Origin of the sequence: Rhizobium sp. SJZ105 (genome assembly GCF_007828365.1) — a bacterium.
GTDB lineage: Bacteria > Pseudomonadota > Alphaproteobacteria > Rhizobiales > Rhizobiaceae > Agrobacterium > Agrobacterium tumefaciens.
The window spans coordinates 958,303-977,121 of sequence record NZ_VIUP01000001.1 but is presented as its reverse complement, the minus strand read 5'-3'; the positions used below and the strand labels follow the sequence as shown (position 1 = coordinate 977,121).

18 protein-coding genes are annotated in these 18,819 nt (G+C 60.6%); 10 read left to right on the top strand and 8 right to left on the bottom strand.

Annotated elements, in window-relative coordinates; translation table 11 throughout:
• Nucleotides 1–137: 137 nt before the first annotated feature.
• A complete protein-coding gene (locus tag FB593_RS04880) occupies nucleotides 138–2,333 on the bottom strand; it encodes a transglycosylase domain-containing protein (RefSeq protein ID WP_003512063.1) in 2,196 nt (731 codons plus the stop codon).
• Between the two features lie 255 nt (nucleotides 2,334–2,588).
• Here FB593_RS04880 and FB593_RS04875 point away from each other — a divergent pair, with 255 nt between their 5' ends.
• The 4 genes from FB593_RS04875 (at nucleotide 2,589) to cueR (ending at nucleotide 5,248) form a co-directional block, all read left to right on the top strand.
• Nucleotides 2,589–3,068: a YcgN family cysteine cluster protein gene (locus FB593_RS04875; protein WP_019564095.1), complete on the top strand. Its 480-nt coding sequence runs from the start codon at nucleotides 2,589–2,591 to the stop codon at nucleotides 3,066–3,068.
• A 150-nt stretch (nucleotides 3,069–3,218) separates the two neighbouring features.
• Entirely contained in the window at nucleotides 3,219–4,040 is an 822-nt protein-coding gene (blaOXA, locus tag FB593_RS04870; protein WP_003512067.1) for a class D beta-lactamase, read from the top strand.
• A gap of 34 nt (nucleotides 4,041–4,074) precedes the next feature.
• Nucleotides 4,075–4,683, top strand: coding sequence for a class I SAM-dependent DNA methyltransferase (locus FB593_RS04865; protein WP_145166358.1), 609 nt, complete (start codon nucleotides 4,075–4,077; stop codon nucleotides 4,681–4,683).
• Between the two features lie 139 nt (nucleotides 4,684–4,822).
• Nucleotides 4,823–5,248 carry a Cu(I)-responsive transcriptional regulator gene (gene cueR / locus FB593_RS04860; protein WP_145166357.1) on the top strand — a complete coding sequence of 142 codons (426 nt, stop codon included), beginning with the start codon at nucleotides 4,823–4,825 and terminating at the stop codon, nucleotides 5,246–5,248.
• A 28-nt stretch (nucleotides 5,249–5,276) separates the two neighbouring features.
• On the opposite strand, the gene FB593_RS04855 is transcribed toward cueR, so the two are convergent.
• Nucleotides 5,277–5,525 (bottom strand): hypothetical protein, encoded by a 249-nt coding sequence (locus tag FB593_RS04855; RefSeq protein ID WP_003512073.1) that lies wholly within the window; start codon nucleotides 5,523–5,525, stop codon nucleotides 5,277–5,279.
• Between the two features lie 175 nt (nucleotides 5,526–5,700).
• Here FB593_RS04855 and FB593_RS04850 point away from each other — a divergent pair, with 175 nt between their 5' ends.
• The gene (locus FB593_RS04850) at nucleotides 5,701–7,089 is read left to right on the top strand and encodes an MFS transporter (RefSeq protein ID WP_186447902.1); all 1,389 of its coding nucleotides are present in this window, start codon (nucleotides 5,701–5,703) and stop codon (nucleotides 7,087–7,089) included.
• Between the two features lie 22 nt (nucleotides 7,090–7,111).
• On the opposite strand, the gene FB593_RS04845 is transcribed toward FB593_RS04850, so the two are convergent.
• The 3 genes from FB593_RS04845 to FB593_RS04835 form a co-directional block, all read right to left on the bottom strand.
• On the bottom strand, nucleotides 7,112–7,285 hold the full coding sequence (locus tag FB593_RS04845; protein ID WP_003512077.1) for a hypothetical protein: 174 nt from the start codon (nucleotides 7,283–7,285) through the stop codon (nucleotides 7,112–7,114).
• A 57-nt stretch (nucleotides 7,286–7,342) separates the two neighbouring features.
• Complete coding sequence (locus FB593_RS04840; protein WP_145166355.1) at nucleotides 7,343–9,061, bottom strand: glycoside hydrolase family 32 protein; 1,719 nt, start codon at nucleotides 9,059–9,061, stop codon at nucleotides 7,343–7,345.
• 63 nt (nucleotides 9,062–9,124) lie between these two features.
• Nucleotides 9,125–10,195, bottom strand: a complete 1,071-nt coding sequence (locus FB593_RS04835) for a sensor histidine kinase (RefSeq protein WP_246662299.1) — start codon at nucleotides 10,193–10,195, stop codon at nucleotides 9,125–9,127.
• A 177-nt stretch (nucleotides 10,196–10,372) separates the two neighbouring features.
• On the opposite strand from FB593_RS04835, the gene FB593_RS04830 reads away from it, so the two are divergent.
• Nucleotides 10,373–11,833, top strand: coding sequence for a protein adenylyltransferase SelO (locus FB593_RS04830; RefSeq protein WP_145166494.1), 1,461 nt, complete (start codon nucleotides 10,373–10,375; stop codon nucleotides 11,831–11,833).
• Between the two features lie 140 nt (nucleotides 11,834–11,973).
• Here the strand turns inward: FB593_RS04830 and FB593_RS04825 are convergent, their stop codons facing one another.
• A complete protein-coding gene (locus FB593_RS04825) occupies nucleotides 11,974–13,074 on the bottom strand; it encodes a saccharopine dehydrogenase family protein (protein ID WP_003512083.1) in 1,101 nt (366 codons plus the stop codon).
• A 147-nt stretch (nucleotides 13,075–13,221) separates the two neighbouring features.
• Here FB593_RS04825 and FB593_RS04820 point away from each other — a divergent pair, with 147 nt between their 5' ends.
• A complete protein-coding gene (locus FB593_RS04820) occupies nucleotides 13,222–13,653 on the top strand; it encodes an Lrp/AsnC family transcriptional regulator (RefSeq protein WP_003512084.1) in 432 nt (143 codons plus the stop codon).
• A gap of 103 nt (nucleotides 13,654–13,756) precedes the next feature.
• On the opposite strand, the gene FB593_RS04815 is transcribed toward FB593_RS04820, so the two are convergent.
• Complete coding sequence (locus FB593_RS04815; protein ID WP_013635728.1) at nucleotides 13,757–14,128, bottom strand: winged helix-turn-helix transcriptional regulator; 372 nt, start codon at nucleotides 14,126–14,128, stop codon at nucleotides 13,757–13,759.
• Between the two features lie 143 nt (nucleotides 14,129–14,271).
• Here FB593_RS04815 and FB593_RS04810 point away from each other — a divergent pair, with 143 nt between their 5' ends.
• The gene (locus FB593_RS04810) at nucleotides 14,272–15,111 is read left to right on the top strand and encodes an SDR family oxidoreductase (protein WP_003512086.1); all 840 of its coding nucleotides are present in this window, start codon (nucleotides 14,272–14,274) and stop codon (nucleotides 15,109–15,111) included.
• A 26-nt stretch (nucleotides 15,112–15,137) separates the two neighbouring features.
• Here the strand turns inward: FB593_RS04810 and FB593_RS04805 are convergent, their stop codons facing one another.
• Nucleotides 15,138–16,778 (bottom strand): alpha/beta hydrolase, encoded by a 1,641-nt coding sequence (locus FB593_RS04805; RefSeq protein ID WP_162701110.1) that lies wholly within the window; start codon nucleotides 16,776–16,778, stop codon nucleotides 15,138–15,140.
• Nucleotides 16,779–17,031: 253 nt separating this feature from the next.
• Between FB593_RS04805 and FB593_RS04800 the strand changes: the two genes are divergently transcribed.
• Entirely contained in the window at nucleotides 17,032–17,559 is a 528-nt protein-coding gene (locus FB593_RS04800; protein WP_038490345.1) for a hypothetical protein, read from the top strand.
• Nucleotides 17,556–18,815 (top strand): DNA-packaging protein, encoded by a 1,260-nt coding sequence (locus tag FB593_RS04795; RefSeq protein WP_003512090.1) that lies wholly within the window; start codon nucleotides 17,556–17,558, stop codon nucleotides 18,813–18,815. The genes FB593_RS04800 and FB593_RS04795 overlap by 4 nt, the downstream gene beginning before the upstream one ends.
• Nucleotides 18,816–18,819 lie beyond the last annotated feature (4 nt).

Sequence of the window (18,819 nt, the reverse complement as noted above, 5' to 3'; positions counted from 1 at the left end):
TCGCTTTTTTGCAACCGGACTGTGCAACCTCAACCATGATTGAGGTCAAGCACCAAATGTGGATTTTTCTAAAGCCGAGTGCAGGCAGCAATCTGGAGGGAAAAACGCCTTCATTATGAGCCAAGGTTGCCAAGCCGTCACCGCCGGGCCGCATCCCCCGGGCCATCCCGCAACGACGCATCCGCAACCTTTTGCGTCATGACGGTCAAAGGCGCGGCTTCCTTCATCTTCTTGGCGATGGAACGGATGACGCGGGTTGCTTCGGCCGAGAGCGAGCGTGGGCGGGTGAGTGCCGGCATGGCGGGTGCAGCGGTGGCGGATGCGGCAGCGACCTGGGCCGAAGGCTGCGGGCGCGCGCCTGTCGGCAGCGGGTTCTGGATGCCGGGAATGGGGCGCAGCTCCATGCCTTGATGGGCGTAGTCCATAAGCCGCTTGAAGGTCATGGCGGGAAGCGCGCCGCCGGTCATGTTGTTCATCGGCGTGAAATCGTCGTTTCCGAACCAGACCGCCGTGGTGTAGTTGCCGGTGAAGCCCACATACCACGCGTCGCGGTAAGCCTGCGACGTGCCGGTCTTGCCACCGGAAACGATGCCGTTTTCAAGCGCGCCGCGCCGGGCCGTTCCCATCACGGGAATGGTGACAAGCATCTGGTTCATCTTCGAATTGGCCTCTTCGGAAAGCACCCGCTTGGCGGGTTCCTCGTCACGGCCGAAATCGTAGAGAACCTTGCCCTCGTAATCCAGCACCTGCTCGATGCCGTGGCGGCGCGATTGCATGCCATCGGCCGGGAACACGGCATACGCCGTCGCCTGATCGAGAACCGTCAGTTCCGATGTGCCGAGCGGAATGGTCTTGTCGCTGCGCAGCGGCGTGGCGACGCCCATCGCCTTGGCGGTGTCGACGATCACCTGCGTGCCGAGCACGTCTTTGGCGAGACGCACCGGCACGGTGTTGTAGGATTTGGCAAGCGCCACCTGCAACGTCACCTTGCCGGCGTAGGAGCGGCCATAATTCTGCGGAGACCAGCCGCGCCAGGTCACGGGCGCGTCGGAAATCAGCGTCTCCGGCTTCATGCCCTTTTCCATGGCGGCCGAGTAGGTATAGACCTTGAAGGAGGATCCCGGCTGGCGCAGCGCCGCGGTCGCGCGGTTGAACTGGCTTTCGCCGTAGTCACGCCCGCCGACCATGGCGCGCAACGCGCCGCCGTTTTCGATCATCACCATCGCGCCCTGCTTGACGCGGTAGCCCTCGCCATACTCGCGCAGCTCCATCTCCATCGCCTGCTCGGCTGCCTGTTGCAGCCCGGTATCGATGGTGGTGCGCACGACGACGGTATGGTCCTTGAACCTGCCCTGCGCCGCCAGCCGCTGTACCTCGTCAAACGCCCAGTCGAGGAAATAATCCGGGGCCTTCACATCGGCGCGGTCGATGACGGTGGCCGGATTGCGCCGCGCGCCGATCACCTGACCCTCGGTCATCAGCCCGCTCTGCACCAGGTTGGAAAGCACGGTGTTGGCGCGCGCACGTGCGGCGGGCAGGTTGACATGCGGTGCGTATTTGGCCGGCGCCTTGAACAGGCCGGCGAGGATGGCGGATTCGGCAAGCGTGACATCGGTCAGGTTCTTGCCAAAGTAAAATTGCGCCGCCGCTGCCGCCCCGAACGTGCCGCCGCCCATATAGGCGCGGTCGAGATAAAGGCTGAGGATTTCCTTCTTCGACATGTTGGCCTCGAGCCACAGCGCGAGGAAGGCTTCCTTGATCTTGCGCTCAAGCGAGCGCTCATTGGTAAGGAACAGGTTCTTGGCAAGCTGCTGCGTCAGCGTCGAGCCGCCCTGCACGACGCCGCCGGCGCGGGCATTTTCGCTCATGGCGCGTGCAAGGCCAATGAAATCGATGCCGAAATGGTCGAAGAAGCGTCTGTCTTCGGTGGCCAGAACCGCCTTGATGAAATGATCCGGCATCTGGTCGATCGGGACGGAATCCTCATGGATGATGCCGCGATGGCCGATGGTGTTGCCGTAACGGTCAAGGAAGGTCACGGCAAAATCACCGCGATAACGCCAGTCCTTCTTGGTCTCCTCAAAGGCGGGCATGGCAAGCGCCAGAAGAACGACACAGCCGGCCGTTCCGAAGGTCAGCGCGTCGCATGTCAGGTTGACGAGAAGCTTCTTCCAGCCGCGCACATGCAGTTTGCGCGAGGCAATGGTGACGTCTTCCCAGAAATCCACCAGCCTTGCCGCAGCCGTCCACAGGCCGGAGTCGATAAAGCTATCGATTCTCAGCAGGATGTGCCGCTTTTTGCGACCGTTTTTATCGTCTTTTTCTTCCTGCACCTGGCGATGTTTTCCTGTTCAACGCAACGCGGATTGTCGATGTTTCTGCGCTTCATCCAATTCCGGACGCAAAACCATGACATGGTTCTGCTGGAATTGCTTGACGCGGCGGCCTCTCGCGGGTCAATGACCCATTGCAACTCGCCAAAATGCTAAAATATCGTACAAACCAGCCCTTGGCGATACGATATTAAGGATTAGGGATCGGTTAAACCTTGCCCTCCAAGAGATCAAAATGGAACGGAAATGTTAACGATGAATGACGCGCCGTTCTGGAAAACCAAATCACTGGAAGAGATGAGTGGCCAGGAATGGGAAAGCCTGTGCGACGGCTGCGGCCTGTGCTGTCTGAACAAGCTGGAAGATTGGGACACCGGCGAAGTGGTGTTCACGTCGGTCCGCTGTCAGCTGCTCGACGGTGAAAGCTGTCGGTGCTCCGACTATGAGAACCGCCGCGCCACCGTGCCGGACTGTATCCAGCTGGATTTGAAAAAGGTGCACGAAATCGGCTGGCTGCCGCCCACCTGTGCCTACGCGCTGGTGCGCGATGGTAAGGATCTGTACTGGTGGCACTATCTCGTCTCCGGCGACGTGAACACGGTGCATCAGGCCGGCATTTCCGCGCGCGGCCGCACCGTCAACGAGCTGGATGTGGAGGTTGACGATTTCGAGGATTATGTGGTGGACTGGCCGCTCACAGTGGGTGAGACGGCGGGCGAAAAAGAGAATAGCTGACGGAAGTCGCCAATTTTCGTGTTGGTCCTATTCCTGCCCCATCGTTTTCTTAAGGCATGTTTCGGAAGCACGGCATGCCTGAAACACGGGCCGCCGTTCATCCATTCCGGCATATGATCCGCAGAATGCGGACGAGGGACATCAAAACGCATGCGCTATCGGCTGCCCGCCATCGTTCTTTCGTGCATTGCCCTTCAGGGTATTCTGCCGCTTTCCGCCTCCGCCCAGCAATCGCAGGCTTTTGAATGCACGCTGGTCACCTCCATCGAGACCGGCGCTGTCATCAACCAGCAGGGCGCCTGCGATCAGCGCGTGGCGCCGGCCTCCACCTTCAAGGTGCCGTTGGCTCTGATCGGTTATGACGCCGGCATCCTGCTGGATGACAAGACCCCCGCATGGGACTGGAAACCCGGCACGGAGGCCCGCGCGCAGGACCGCAAGACGGTTGATCCGACCATATGGGAGCAGGATTCGGTGCTGTGGTATTCGCGCGAACTTACCCGCCGCCTCGGCCCGGAAAAATTCGCCGCCTATGTCAAACGTCTGGGTTACGGCAATGCCGATGTATCCGGTGAACCCGGCAAGAATAACGGTCTCACCCATTCCTGGCTCGGTGCTTCCCTGACCGTTTCCCCGGTCGAGCAGGTGGGCTTCATCCGCCGCCTTCTGGCCGGAAATCTGCCGGTTTCGCGCGACGCGCAGGCAAAGACGCGGGCGATCGTGCCGGTGTTCGATGCGCCGGAGAGCTGGAGCGTGCACGGCAAGACCGGCACGGGCTTCATGCGCGACGAAAAAGGCAACCCCGACCGAAGCCGCCCCTTCGGCTGGTTCGTTGGCTGGGCGGAGCGCGAAGGCCAGCACATCGTCTTCGCAAGGCTTCGCGTTGCCGACAAGCCGTCGAGTGAACCGCTCGGCCCCGCAGTGCGCGACGCCTTCCTGCGCGATATTGCCCGGCTGGCGGTGCACAGATGATTATACGGCCGGCCAGCCCCAAGGAAAAGCGGACATGGCGGATGCCTCCAACGATGTGATCAAGCTCTACACCGACCATGGGGCCGATTTCGACAGGCTGCGCGGTCGTTCCCTCGCCGAAAAACCCTGGCTGGATAGGTTCACGTCGCTTTTGCCGCAGGGCGGATCCATCCTCGATATCGGCTGCGGTTCAGGCGAGCCGATCGCCGGCTACTTCATTGGCAACGGATATGACGTGACCGGCATCGATACGTCATATCCCCTGATAGAAATTTGCCGCACCAGATTTCCGGAAAAGCGCTGGGTGGTCGCCGATATGCGTGAACTCGTGTTGAGTTGCCGCTTCGACGGGTTGATTGCCTGGCATAGTTTTTTCCATCTGAAGGCCGACGATCAGCGCCGCATGTTCGGTATTTTCCGGCAGCACGCCAATGACGGCGCCGCACTGATGTTCACGGCCGGGCCGGGACACGGTGAAGCGACGGGGACCCTTCAGGGAAAACCGCTTTACCATGCCAGCCTCGCTCGCGAAGAATATGAAAGCCTGCTTGCCTCGCACGGGTTTCAACTTCTCGACCACATCGTCAACGATCCCGATTGCGGTGGGGCGACGATTTATCTCGCCAGACGTGTGGCGGCGTAACCATTGAATTCAGAGCCCTGCCAGGCACTCACGATTGTGTGTGCGATAAAAAATGTCCTTATCCCTTGACCTTCCCATGATGGGAATCCTTACATAGTAGCCATAAACGGGCGAAAGTCTCCCTGAGGGAAGTGGCATTATGAATATCGGACAGGCTTCGGATGCATCCGGCGTTTCCGCCAAGATGATCCGTTATTACGAACAGATCGGACTCATCACCCCCGCCGCCCGCACCGGCAACAACTACCGGGTCTATGGCGAGCAGGACGTGCATAATCTTCGCTTTATCAAGAGGGCGCGCACGCTTGGCTTCTCGCTGGAGGAGACGGAAACGCTCCTGAAACTCTGGCAGGACAAGAGCCGCGAGAGTTCGGCGGTGAAGGACATTGCGCTCGGCCACATCGCCGATCTCGAACAGAAGATTGCCGAGATGAAGGGCATGGTGAAGACGCTGTCCCACCTTGCCCATTGCTGCGGCGGCGACCACCGGCCGGATTGCCCGATCCTCGATGATCTAGCGGCAGGCGTCGAAAAGGCCGCCCAGAAGCCTGCGAAGGCCCACTGACGGCCGCATCCCGCCCCGCCGCCAGTCCCTAAACCTCGTCGAACGCACCGCCTTCGCGCGAGGGATTGCGGTCGATCACGCGCTCTTCCGCGTCATCGGGAAGGGCCTCGTCGCTTTCCTGATAGGGGTCGTCCTCGCTCTCGGCCTCTTCTTCCTCTATTTCATGTTCGATGGACTGCGGAATTTCTCCCTTTGCCGGAAGGGCGTCGATATCGAGATCGAGCAGTTCCTCGTCCATGGCGTCTTCGTTGAGAGGTGTGATTTTCTTGCGGTCCATGGTGGTATCCTTTCTGTCTGGTCATTGCGCAAACGACCGGGGAGGCAGAGGGTTCCTGATGCCTGCAAGTTCGCTCGAGCGGAATAGGTGAAAAGGCGCCTTGACCTCAATGGTGCTTGAGGTTCTAGTTTGCCCGCCGTATCGCAAGAATGGAAAGGATACGGCTTTGACGAGTATGGAAATGACGGAGAAAAATAGCTGGTCGGAATTGCTTGGTGGGGCGAACCTCTCGCTTCTGACCGTCATTTCCTCCGGTATCGGCCTGCATGCCTTCAACCAGTTTGCAGTAGTCACGGCCCTGCCGGTCGCGGTGCGCGAGATTGGCGGCGCGGCCTTCTATAGCTGGGCCTACAGCCTCTATTTCGTCGGTTCCGTGGCAGGCGGTGTCACCGCCGTTCTGTTTCGCGAGCGTTTTGGCGCACGCAGCGTTCTGTTCCTGTGCTGCCTTATCTTTTCCTTCGGCTCCGTCATGTCGGCGCTCGCCGACAGCTTTTTATGGGTCGTCATCGGCCGGGCGTTGCAGGGACTTGCCGATGGCCTGATCGTGGCCGTGTGTTACAGCCTCATACCTGCCGGCTTTCGCTCGGCTCTACTGCCGAAGGTCTTTGCCATCGAGGCGGCCATCTGGGCGGTGGCGTCCTTCGTCGGGCCGCTCACCGGCGGGTTTGCCACGGAGCACATCTCCTGGCGCGCCACATTCCTGCTGTCTGCGCCGCTGATCGTACTGCTGCTGGCCTATACGGCGATTGCGGTCTCGGCAGAACGGTCGGTCGCGACCTCGCGCAAGCCGATGGTGCCGCTGCTCCTTTGCCTTGTTGGTGCATTGGCTTTCTCCGCACCCTCCGCCTTTGAGGATGCCGGTCTGCGCATCATGTCGCTGCTGGTTGGTGCGGCACTGTTGTGGGCGTCGCTGAAGGCGGGCATCCGGCCTTCCACCGGCCTGTTCCCCAGGGATTCCTTCCGGTTGAAAACGGTACTTGGCAGCGGTTTCTGGGTGCTGTTCCTGATGTCCTATGCCCATGCACTCGGCAGCGTCTATCTCGCTTATGTCGCCATCAATCTCTGGCACCATGAGCCGACCTTCGCCGGTTTTATCGTCGTGACGATGCCGCTTGCCTGGAGCTTCGTGGCAATGCTGATCGGCAGCCTGCGTTCGGGCCGCCTGCGGCAGCTTTGCCTGAATTACGGACCCTACCAGATGGTGCCGGGCTGTGCGCTGCTCGGGCTTGGGCTGGCGACGGGGAACTGGCCGGAAATGCTGATCGGGCAGATATTGATCGGTTCAGCTTTCGGCATGTCCTGGGCAGGCATCAGCCAGGCGGCCATGGAAGCCGCGCCGGAAGAGGAGCGCAAGATGACGGGCGCGCTGCTGCCTACGGTCGCGACGCTGGGTGCCGCGGCCGGTGCGGGCGCAAGCGGCACCGTCGCTGCCGCGAGCGGTCTCGTTCTGCAGATCGATCGTGCGGATGTGACGATGCCGATGCTCTATCTCTATGGGCTGGGTGTCATCGTCTCGCTTCTGGCGATCCTGACAACCCGCGGCTTGCGAAGCGGACAGCGCTGACGCCTCTGCGGCGTGTGTGCCGTTAAGACTGCGTGGTGGCGATGGTGATCGCCGCCAGATACACCACGAAAGCCATGATCGCGACTGCGCCAATAATGATGACGACACCCTTGCCCGCGCGTTTTTTCTCGGTCTTGTTTTCGTTGGCTTCTGTCGGAAACAGGATGGGATCGCGGGAATCGCTGATTTTTGTCATGCCGTTTCTCCTTTGAGCGGTTGCTGCTTATCAACAGCAGATCCGCCAAAAGGTTCCTCACGGACGCAGCGCCCAGCTGGTGGCGTGCACTACAGCCCCCGGCGCTGCCTTGAGGAGCGCTGAACGCACGGGCTCGAAACCCTCTATGCGTTTTGTCCCCACATACCGGCCCCGGTTGGCGAACACTTCGATGGATCCGTAGTCCAGAAAGACGCGGATGTGCGAGGCCCTTGCCCCTCTGGCGATATAGTGCGGCGAGGGGGCATCGCGCCCGTCATCATGGCGGATCCACAGGCCCGTTTCATCGGCGATGAGGCCCAGTGTGACCACGGGATGATCGAGCACCAACTCGAACGGTGTGCCGGGCGAAGCAAGCTCGATCAGCATCTCCACCGCACCGTTGATGAAGGTGACGCGCTCCCCGGCCGCCAGCCGCGTGCGATCGACAATATGGCTTCGCAGGCTTTCCGCCGCACCGATGGGCGGGGTCAGTAGCTCGCCGTTCGAATAGTGGATCCGGCGCGGCAGCGTCATGGATGTCGGGAAATCGATCTCCGGATTGGCATCCGCCCAATTGGCGAGCCAGCCGATGCCGATGATGCTGTCGCCATCCAGAAACGCCTGGAAGGCGTAATTGTCGGTGCCGAAATCCAGCTCCTGCCCGAATTCTTTGGTGAAGACCTTGCCGTCGAACCAGCCGACATCGGCCATGGTCAGGTTCTTGCGGCCGGTTTCAGGGTCTTCGGAATGCATCAGCCCATAGACCAGAACCCAGCGCGTGGATCGGGCATTGGCCGGGCCGTCGAGCGGCAGAAGGCAGGGGCATTCAATGGCAGTGGTCTTGTAGCGCGTTTCCACCCAAAGCTTGCCCACATAGGTCCAGCCTGACGCCGCCGTCGGGTCCAGCGTCTCGTAAAGCAGGATGACGCCGCCACCGTCGCTCTGACTTCCGAGCAGCATTTTCCAAAGTCCATCCGGGCCGCGAAAGACGTAAGGATCGCGGAAATCCGGCGTCAGCCCCTGTCCGTCCGGGCGATGGCCGAGAATGACTTCGGCCTGTCCGGCCATGATGAGATCGGAAGAAGTGGCGGTGAGCTGGATCTGCTGTTCGGGAATGCGATCCTGCACCTGCTCGGTGAAGAACACGCGGATGCCCGAACCTTCGACCAAAGGAATTGTCGAGCCGGAATAAGCGCCGCCGCGCTTGTCCGGCCGCGTTGTCAGGTCCTCTGAAGGGAAGAGGAAGATCGGCAAATGCCTCCAGCGCAGGTAATCGGAGGAAACCGCGTGGCCCCAATGCATGGTGTTCCAGCGCAGCCCGTGTGAATAATGCTGGTAGAACAGATGCGGTCGTCCTTCGAACCGGCCAAAGCCGTTCGGATCGTTCATCCAGCCGAAGGGCGGGCGGAAGTGGTAGCTGTCAGGCAGTTCCGGTGCGGCATTGTCCGGCTTGGTATGGACGACGGTTATCCCGGTTTCCAGCACGTCGGCGGCGGTGAACCAGTAGATGACGGAAACGGCGGTCGTGACAGTATCGTAGCTCAGTTCCACATGGCCGCCGCCGAAGACCTGATAGATTCTAAATCCGAACTCTTCCGTGTTGAGGCTTGAAACCTCAGCGAATTTTCCATTCGCATTGGAAAAGGAGACGGCGCCGGGTTCCGCCGGTTTTTTCGCCTTCAGCCATACATGGAAAGTGGCGTTAACAGGCAGATCGGTGTGCAGGATGCGGATTGCGCTTTCCGGCTCGGCGGCTACGGCTTCAACGACGGTCATTCCCGTTCCTTTCGTTGCTGCTACTTTGGTTCAGGAAACGCAACGAATGGGACGAAAGAAAGTTCAACCGCCAGAGGTTTCGCCGTCGCCAGCTTCGTATTTGCCATCCAGCTCGAACAGCAGCCCATCTGGATGATAGAAGGTGCGGCCTTCGCCGGAGAAGTAAGCCGCAACGATCTGGTTGGTCAGCCGCGAGCCGAAACCCGTACGCGTCGGCGTCCTGACCGCAGGTCCGTCCGTCTCGCGCCAGCGCAGTTCGAAGCGGTCATCGTCGTCCAGCGTCCAAAAGATTTCGATTTTGCCGCTCTCGTTGGAAAGTGCGCCATATTTCATCGCGTTGGTGGCCAGTTCATAAATGGCCAGAGACAGGCCCAGCGCCTGTTGCGGCGCGATTTCCATGTCCGGTCCGGAAATCGTTACGCGCGCCTTGTCGTCGAGATGCGGATAAACGGACTCGCGGACAAGCGCGGAGATGCTGGCACCCTTTCCCGAAGCATGAATGAGGTTCTGGGCGTTGCCGAGTGCTGCGATACGTCTTTTGATGGTGTCGCGCGCATCCTCAAGCGTCTGCGAATGGCGCAGAGTGGCGCTGACGACCGCCGTGGTGATCGCCATCGTATTCTTGACCCGGTGGACGAGTTCGCGCCGCAGAAGATCCTCCCGGCTGCGGCTCTGCACCGCTCCGGTCGTGTCGACGGCTATGTCTATCAGCCCTGCGATCTTGCCCTGGTCGTCGTAAAGCGGGCTGTAGGAAAAGGTCCAGTAGGTGTCTTCGGGGTAGCCGTTGCGGTCCATGACGAGATGCATGTCCTCGGCGAACGTGCCCTTGCCGGAGAGTGCCTGATCCACGAAGGGTTTCACATCGTTCCAGACATCGGACCAGATGATGTGAAACGGCTTGCCGAGCGCACCCTCTTCCTTCAGCCCGAGAAACGGGCGGTAGGCGTCGTTGTAGACGATGTTGAGGTCAGGCCCCCAGAACAGACAGATTGCATGGCCTTGCTTGAGGATCATCTGCACGGTGGTTTTGAGTGATACCGGCCATGTCTCTATCGGCCCCGTGCTTGTCGACGCCCAGTCGAAGCGGCGGATGGCCTCGCCCATTTCACTGTCGTCATAGGGGAACTCTGGCACGAATTTATCCTGCTTGCATTGCGGCTCATTCATTGGATGTTTGTATGTTCAAATATACCTGTAGTTCAAATTGATTTTTCCAAACTTCGCTGCGGCTTCCCGTAATTGTGGCTATTCACCCCTCGCAACCGGGCGGAAAAAGGGCCATATCAGGTAAAAGCAGGGAGTTTACCCGTGATCACATTCGACAATTCCTATGCCCGCCTGCCGGAAAGGTTCAGCGCCGCCGTCTTGCCAACGCCGGTGAAGGCGCCACGCCTCATCGCCTTCAATCGCGCGCTGGCAGACGAGCTTCTTCTCGACGTCTCAGGCCTGGACGACGACAGGCTGGCGGCGATCTTTTCCGGCAATGTGGTACCGCAAGGGGCCGAGCCGCTGGCCATGGCCTATGCCGGCCACCAGTTCGGCGGTTTCGTGCCGCAGCTCGGCGATGGTCGTGCCATTCTTCTCGGTGAAGTCATCGACAAACACGGCAAACGTCGGGATATCCAGCTGAAGGGCTCCGGCCCGACGCCGTTTTCGCGAAGGGGCGACGGGCGCGCGGCGCTCGGCCCGGTGCTACGCGAATATATCGTCTCCGAGGCAATGTTCGCGCTTGGCATTCCCGCGACAAGGGCGCTCGCCGCCGTCCTGTCCGGTGACAGGGTGCAGCGCGAGGTGGGTCTGCCGGGCGGGGTTTTCACCCGTGTTGCGGCAAGCCATATCAGGGTCGGCACCTTCCAGTTCTTCGCCGCGCGCGAGGATGATGAGGGGATCAGAAATCTCGCGGATTATGTGATTGACCGCCACTATCCCGAAGTGAAAAACGCGGACAATCCCTATCTCGCCCTGTTGCAGGGCATCGCCCAGAGGCAGTGCGAACTCATCGCCCGCTGGATGATGGTTGGCTTCATCCACGGCGTGATGAATACCGACAATATGGCGATCTCCGGCGAGACGATAGACTTCGGTCCATGCGCCTTCCTTGACGAATACAATTCGAACAAGGTGTTCTCCTCCATCGACGCACAGGGGCGCTACGCCTTCAACAATCAGCCGGGCATCGCCCAATGGAACATTGCAAGGCTGGCGGAATGCCTGTTGCCGCTGCTTGACCCTCAAGTGGAGAAAGCAGCCGAACTCGCAAACGCCGTGCTCGCTGATTTCGCCGCCGCGTTTCCCAAGCGCTGGCTTGCCGGCATGCGCGAAAAGCTTGGGCTGACGGGCGAAGAGGAGGGCGATATCGAGCTGGTGCAGGCGCTTCTTTCGCTGATGCAGGCATCGGAAGCCGATTATACGCTGACCTTCCGGCGTCTTTCTCACGCGGTAGAGGGCGATGCCGAGCCGTTTCGCGGCATGTTCATCGATATCGCGGCGGCGGATGCATGGCTGGCGCGCTGGCGGGAGCGGGCCGGGCGGGAAGAAGTCTCTGCCTCCGAGAGGTCGCGGGCGATGCTCGCCGTCAACCCGGCCATCATTCCCCGCAACCACCGCATCGAGGAACTGATCGAGGCGGCGGTGGAAGACGGCGATTTCGAACCGTTCCACGCCATGCTGGCGGCGATTGCCACGCCATTTGAGGAACGGCCGGACAATTTCGTCTACATGCAGCCGCCGATGAGCGATGAGAAGGTGTTTCGGACCTTTTGCGGGACGTGATTTGGGAGAGGCATTCCGCCGCTCGCCGTCATGCTCGGGCCTGTCCCGAGCATCTGCGACCTATTGATTTTGTGAGACATCAGCAGATCCTCGGGACGAGCCCGAGGATGACAGTGTCGGGGCCGATTGCTCCCCTTAACTCACCCAACCCGGGCCAGCGGCTCATGCGCGCCGTAATATCTTCCAAACCGGTTTTCCAGGAATTTCGGCAGGGCCACTTCTTCCTGCCGGACAAACCCCTTCTGCGGCAGGGCGCCTTCCGCAAGCAGGTCGAGAACGGTGCAGATGCCGGCTGCGGTGGTGATCTGGATTGCGCTCATCATCCGGCCGGAAACGGGGCCGGCATAGACCTTGTTGGCATAGGTTTCCTGCAGGAAACGGCCGTTGCGGGTGCCGCAGACGGTGACGAAGACAATGACCACGTCCTGCATGGTGCCGGGCAGGGCGTTTTCGAACAGGTCCTTCAGCACATCGCGGCGGTTGCGCAGGTTGAGGTCGTTCAAAAGCGCCTTCATGATCGCGACATGGCCGGGATAACGGATGGTGCGGTAATTCATCGTCCGCACCTTGCCTTCCAGCGTCGCACATAGCGTGCCGAGGCCGCCCGAGGTGTTGAAGGCCTCATATGTCACGCCGTCGAGCGAGAACTCTTCGCGCTCTTCCAGCGCCGGAACGGCGGTGAGGCGGCCTTCGACGATGGCTTCGCAGGGCTCGATATACTCGTTGATCAGCCCGTCCGTGCTCCAGGTAAGGTTGTAGTTCAGCGCATTGGACGGATATTGCGGCAGCGCGCCGACACGCATGCGCACGCTGTCCAGCTTGTCGAACCGGGCGGCAAGATCTGCGGCGACGATGGAGATGAAACCGGGGGCGAGGCCGCATTGTGGAATGAGCGCGGTCTCAGCCGTTTCCGCCAGTGCCTTGACCTTGCGGGTGGATTCGACGTCTTCAGTCAGATCGAGATAATGCGTGCCGACTGTAACCGCAGCTTCCGCAATGCCCGCCGTCAGGTGGAAGGGGGCAGCGGAAAGCACGGCGAACTTACCTTTCAACAGCGCTTCCAGCGCCGGACGGTCGCCAATGTCGACGATTTCAGTGTCGACACGCTCATGCGCCGGCACATTCGTCAGCTGGTCTGCCGAGCGATCGGCAACCGTGATGCGATAATCGCCGGTGACAGCCAGCATCCAGGCGATGGCTGAACCGATATTGCCCGCGCCGATGACGACGATGTTTTTCATGTTTTTGTTCCCCGCAGTAAATTTATATGCCTCTGCGCACCGGATGCGCTTCATAGACAGAATGCCAGCTTTTTTGGACGATTCGCAGCTTCACTATGTGCGGATAGCGGGTTAATATTGGACAATTAGACGACAGGATTGGTCATTATGACGATTGCCGACAAGGACCGGGCGCTGCTCGCCCTGCTTTCCGAAAACGCCCGCATGCCGGTGGCGGAACTGGCCCGCAAACTCGGCCTTTCGCGCACCACCGTGCAGGCTCGCATCGAGCGGCTCGAGGCCGAAGGGGTGATCGCCGGTTATGGCCTGAGACTTTCGGAAAGCTATCTTTCCGGGCTGGTGCGCGCCCATGTGCTGATCACCATCGGGCCAAAGGCGCTGCCCGGCGTGACGGCGGCGCTCACCGCCATCAAGGAGGTGACAACGCTGCATTCGGTCAGCGGCACTTTCGACCTGATCGCCATTCTGGCAGCACCTTCCATTCTCGACCTTGACCGGTTGATCGACAGGATCGGCGCGCTGGACGGCGTGGAACGCACGCTATCGTCGATCATTCTTTCCACACGGATTTCGCGGTAGGCGTTGGAGGATTTGGCAGGCGAAAGGCGGACGAGTGCGCGCAATGCTCTCGTCTCCCTCATCCCTTTGACAAGCACAGAAATCAGGAAGGTGGGGGCTTGCCTTACCCTAACCCACCCCTCTCATCATAAGCCTTCTGCGCCGCCAGCACCGCGTCCATATTGCCCTCCGCCCAGTGGGCCAGTGCCGCAACCGTGTCGGTCAGCGTGCGCCCGAGCGGCGTCAGAGAATATTCGACCGTGACCGGCACCGTCGGAAAGGCCTGCCGCGAAATCAGGCCGTCGCGCTCGAGCTTTTTCAGCGTCTGAGACAGAACCTTCTGCGAAATGCCCTTGATTTCCCGCCGCAGCAGGTTGAAGCGCACCGCGTTCACCCGAAGCTTGTCGAGGATCAGCAGCGCCCATTTGTCAGCGATCCTGTCCAGCACCATGCGTGTGGGGCAGCGATCCTCGTAAACGTCATAGACATGTTCCATGGGTCTCATCCCGCTCTGAAAAGCCCGGGTCGGTTTCCTTGAGGACACCAGATAACCGGAAAGTGCTCTCTTTTCCTGATTTCGAATACGCAGTACGTATGTTTTCGAAACATGGTTTCTACTGGATACTACGGAGATTTGAGATGACTGGCAAGATACTCGTAATCGGTTCCACCGGCACCATCGGCACGCCGCTGGTAAAGGCGCTTTTGGCCAGGGGCGAAAGCGTGAAAGCGGCCTCGCGCACCGGCAAGGCAGCCGAAGGCGCGGAAGGGGTGCGCTTCGATTACACCGACGCCTCGACCTACACGGATGCCTTCGATGGCGTTGATCGCCTGTTTCTGATCCTGGCTGGCGGGCGTCTGGATGCAATCGACGCGCTGACGCCGGTTGTCGAGGAAGCTGCCCGCCGCAATGTGAAGATCGTGTTCCTCAGCGTCTTCGGCGTCGATGCCGACGATTCCATTCCCTATCGCCAGGTGGAACTGAAGATCATCGCTTCCGGCGCGCCTTACGTCATTCTGCGCCCCAACTGGTTTGCCGATAATTTCCACACCTACTGGAAGGCCGGCATCGAACACGGCCAGATCGCCGTTCCGGCAGGTGAGGGCAAGTCGAGCTTCATCGACGTGCGCGATATCGCCGACAGTGCAGCGGCAGCGCTGACCTCGACGGCTTTCGACAATAAGGCGTTCAACCTGACCGGGCCGAAGGCTTTCAGTTACGGCGAGGCGGCCACGATCATCTCGAAGGCCATCGGCAAGCCGGTCGGCTATAGCGCGGTTTCGGACGATGTTTTTATCGGCATTCTGACCGGCGCTGGCGTTCCGAAGGATTACGCCGCCTTCCTCGCGTCGATCTTCTATCCGGTGCGCGAAGGCTGGACGTCGGCGGTCACCGGTGATGTCGAGACTTTGACCGGCCACGCACCGCGCTCGCTGGAAACCTATGTGGCCGACCATGTGGCCGCGCTGAAGGACTGACGCTCAGAAACCACACGCCCGTCGCGTCACGCCGGATCGGTGGAGCCGCGGCGGGCCTTGAACAACATCTTCAGCCGCTGGATATCATCCGCATTCCAGCCCTGCGGTGCGGTTACCTCCATCCAAGCATCGATATAGTGCTCCGGCGCGTAGACATGGCCGTAACCGATCGGCGCCGTGGTGGCGGCGGCAACATCAAGACCGAGCTGCAGCAGGGTCACGACCGGGAACCAGCGGAAGGATGTGGAGACGTCAGGGCCGTGATGAACCATCCATTGCGGTCGCCGGTAAAGCGATGCGGCCTCGAAGAAGGTGATCGGGTCGCTGGCATATTGCAGATAGACGATGCGCATCGGGCCCCACTTCGCATCAGGCATATGCGCAGTGGTATATTGGTTGGCGAAGCGGATGACCGAGGAATCGCGGAAACGCGGCAGCCATTCCGGCGTACCCGCCACGCGCCCATTGGTGGCCATGCGCCATGTGGGGCTGGAAAAGGGCGGACCGCTCCACAGCGCACCCTGGAACGGGTCCGAGAGCACGTCGTAAAGATCGGATGATTTCTGCGAGTTCAGCGAACCGAGACTCAGCCCGTGCAGATAGAGTTTCGGGCGCGTCTCCTTCGGCAGGGTGGTCCAGTAACCGTAGACGGCCTGAAACAGCGCGCGCGCCGTTTCCACACCGTAATCCGGTTCGGTCAGAAGCGCGATCCAGCTGGAAAGATAGGAATATTGCACGGCAACGCTGGCGATATCGCCGTCGTGCAGATATTCGACCGTATCAAGCGCTTCCGGATCGATCCAGCCGGTGCCGGTGGGAATGACGACCAGCAACACCTTGCGCTCGAACCCGCCAACCCGCTTCAGCTCCTCCAGCGCAAGTGCTGCCCTTTCCTCGGGCGTTGCCGCAGAATTCAGGCCTGCATAGACCCTGAGCGGTTCCCTGGCCGGGCGGTGGGTGAAGGCGGAAATCTCTTGTGCCTCCGGCCCGCCGGCCACGAATTCGCGGCCTCTGCGGCCAAGCGATTCCCATGTCATCAGGGAAGCGCTGCTGCCGGTTTTGAGCGCATCGGAAGGGCGCGGTACATCCGGCTCGATCAGCGCATCCACCTGTTTCAGCGAGGAATCGGCAAACTTCAGGCCGATATCGAAGATCAGACCGTTCAGCAGCATCCATGACAGCACGATGGCGGCGGCGATACCGAGCACATTGGCGAGCCGGCGCGGCAGGAAGTGACGGCTGCGCACCGAGAAGAATCGCCGGATGAGCTGGAAAAGCCGTCCAGCGCCGATGAGGAGGGCGGAGACCAGCACCGCAACGCCGCCGGTCTTGGTGGGGTGGGCGCTGGGTAACGGATCGAGCTCCATCAGGATACGGATGGAATTCTGCCAGTCTTTCGCCTGCCAAAGAAACGCGATCGCCGTTATCGCGCTGGCAAGGGCGATGAGAAAGCGGATGCTGCGCCGGTTATGGCGCGAGGGGTGGGGCAATTCCAGATAGGTCCATATGGCGGTGAGCGCCACGCCGATCAGATAACCGATGGCAAAGGAAAATCCGCACAGCGCACCCTGCATCAGCCATGTGCGCGGCAGAAGAGACGGCGTGAGCGAAGCGCAGAACAGAATAGTGCCAAAGACGATGCCGGTTGCCGAAAGACCCGCAAACAACCGCCCAACCCATTGTTTCAACAACTTGACTTGCCCCTTTTTCCCGCCGTCTGGCACGAGTGTAGTATGCGGCGGGCGAGGGTGCAAACCCTGTTCGAAGGATAAAAATCACAATCATAGGAAAATAATCCTTTACAGCGTGACGGTGGTTTGATAGGTTTAGGTCACAGTCGGAGATTTGCGGCTGAGCGGCAAAGGTCGGTTTAGCCGATGCTCTTTCCGCGACACGTCATTTCTCTCGCAGGTCCACCTCATGGCAAATATCTGCAATTGCGATCTGGCGCTCCACGGCGTCTGGCAGGAAAGCTGCGCCTATGGCGGCGAGGGCAGGCTGGAGGCCGCACCCGAGATAAAATCGCGGGCCGACAAGCTGGCTGCCGAAGATGCGGCGCGCAATGGCAATCTGCGGCAATTGCTGAACGAGCTGACGGTGGAGATGCGCGAACAGTTCTGCATGTACCGCAACCTGCGGCAGACAAGCGAAGCGGCATTTTTATCAACGGTGGAGGATGCCTCGGGCAAACAGGCGCGCGCCGACGTGAAGGCCGCAACGGATCAGCTTTCGCTGATTGTGCGCACACTGGAACGGATCGATGCCCTGCAACGGGTGCTGGCAGAAGAGAGGCAGGCTCTTGCCGGCGAGGACGAAGCCGATACCGAAGATTACGAAATGGCGGTGGCGCATTTCCTCAAACGCATCGACGAACTGGCGGAACAGAAATGCCACGCGAGGCTGGAGGCCGATCTGGCTCGTAGTGCATCTACAGAAGCTGACACATGACGGATGTTTCGAGCGAACCCCAACTGCAAAAGCAGGTCTTCACCCTTCTGCGCGACTGGCGTTTCATCGGCAACCTGCCGCAACAGCCGCCCGAGGGTGACTGGCGGACGTGGCTTCTGATCGGCGGGCGCGGATCCGGCAAGACCCGCGCCGGGGCCGAATGGGTGCACAGGATTGCGTCCGCCGGCAAGCAATCTGATCTGCGCATCGCGCTTGTTGCGGAAACCCTGGGGGATGCCCGTGAGGTGATGATCGACGGCATTTCCGGCATCTGCCGTATCGCCCGCCGTTGCCGCCCCGCCTTCGAGGTATCGCGCCGCCGGCTCATTTGGCCAAACGGGGCCATGGCGCAGGTGTTTTCCTCGGAAGACCCAGAAAGCCTGCGCGGCCCGCAATTTCACATGGCTTGGGCCGATGAACTTGGAAAATGGAAATATCCGCAGGAAACCTGGGACATGCTGCAATTTGGCCTGCGTCTTGGTGAGGCCCCACGGCAATTGGTGACGACGACGCCACGGCCCATTCCCCTCCTGAAGGCGCTTCTCGCCGACCCTTCGAGCCGGGTGGCCAAAATGCCGACGGCGATGAATGCGCAAAATCTCTCACCGGGTTTCCTGAAAGCCATGCACGACCGTTACGGCGGTACGCGGCTGGGGCGTCAGGAAATCGGCGGCGAACTGATTGATGAGCGCGAAGGCGCGCTGTGGAAACGTGCCGATCTGGAAGCAATTGTGGAAACCGACCATGAGTCGCTGGCGCGGATCGTGGTCGCGGTAGACCCGCCCGCCGGTATCGGTGAAAATTCCTGCTGCGGCATCGTGGCGGCCGGGCTTGGCATATCAGGCAAGTTGGTCGTGCTTGCGGATTGTTCGGTGGAAGGTGAAACACCGGGCGGCTGGGCGCGGGCCGTTGTCGCCGCCGTTCGCCGTCATGAGGGCGACCGGGTGGTTGCGGAAGTCAATCAGGGCGGCGAGATGGTGCGGGCAATGTTGCAGAGCATAGACGCCAATCTGCCGCTGACCCTGGTGCGGGCAAGCCGGGGCAAGTTCACCCGCGCCGAGCCGGTGGCGGCACTCTACGAACAGGGCAGGGTACGCCACGCCGCACGGTTTGAAAAACTAACCGACCAGATGGCGGATTTCGGACCCGACGGTCTTTCATCCGGACGCTCGCCCGACCGGCTCGATGCGCTGGTTTGGGCAATAACGGCGTTGACGACGACTGTGGCGAGTGAGCCGAGGGTGCGAGGGATGTGATGTC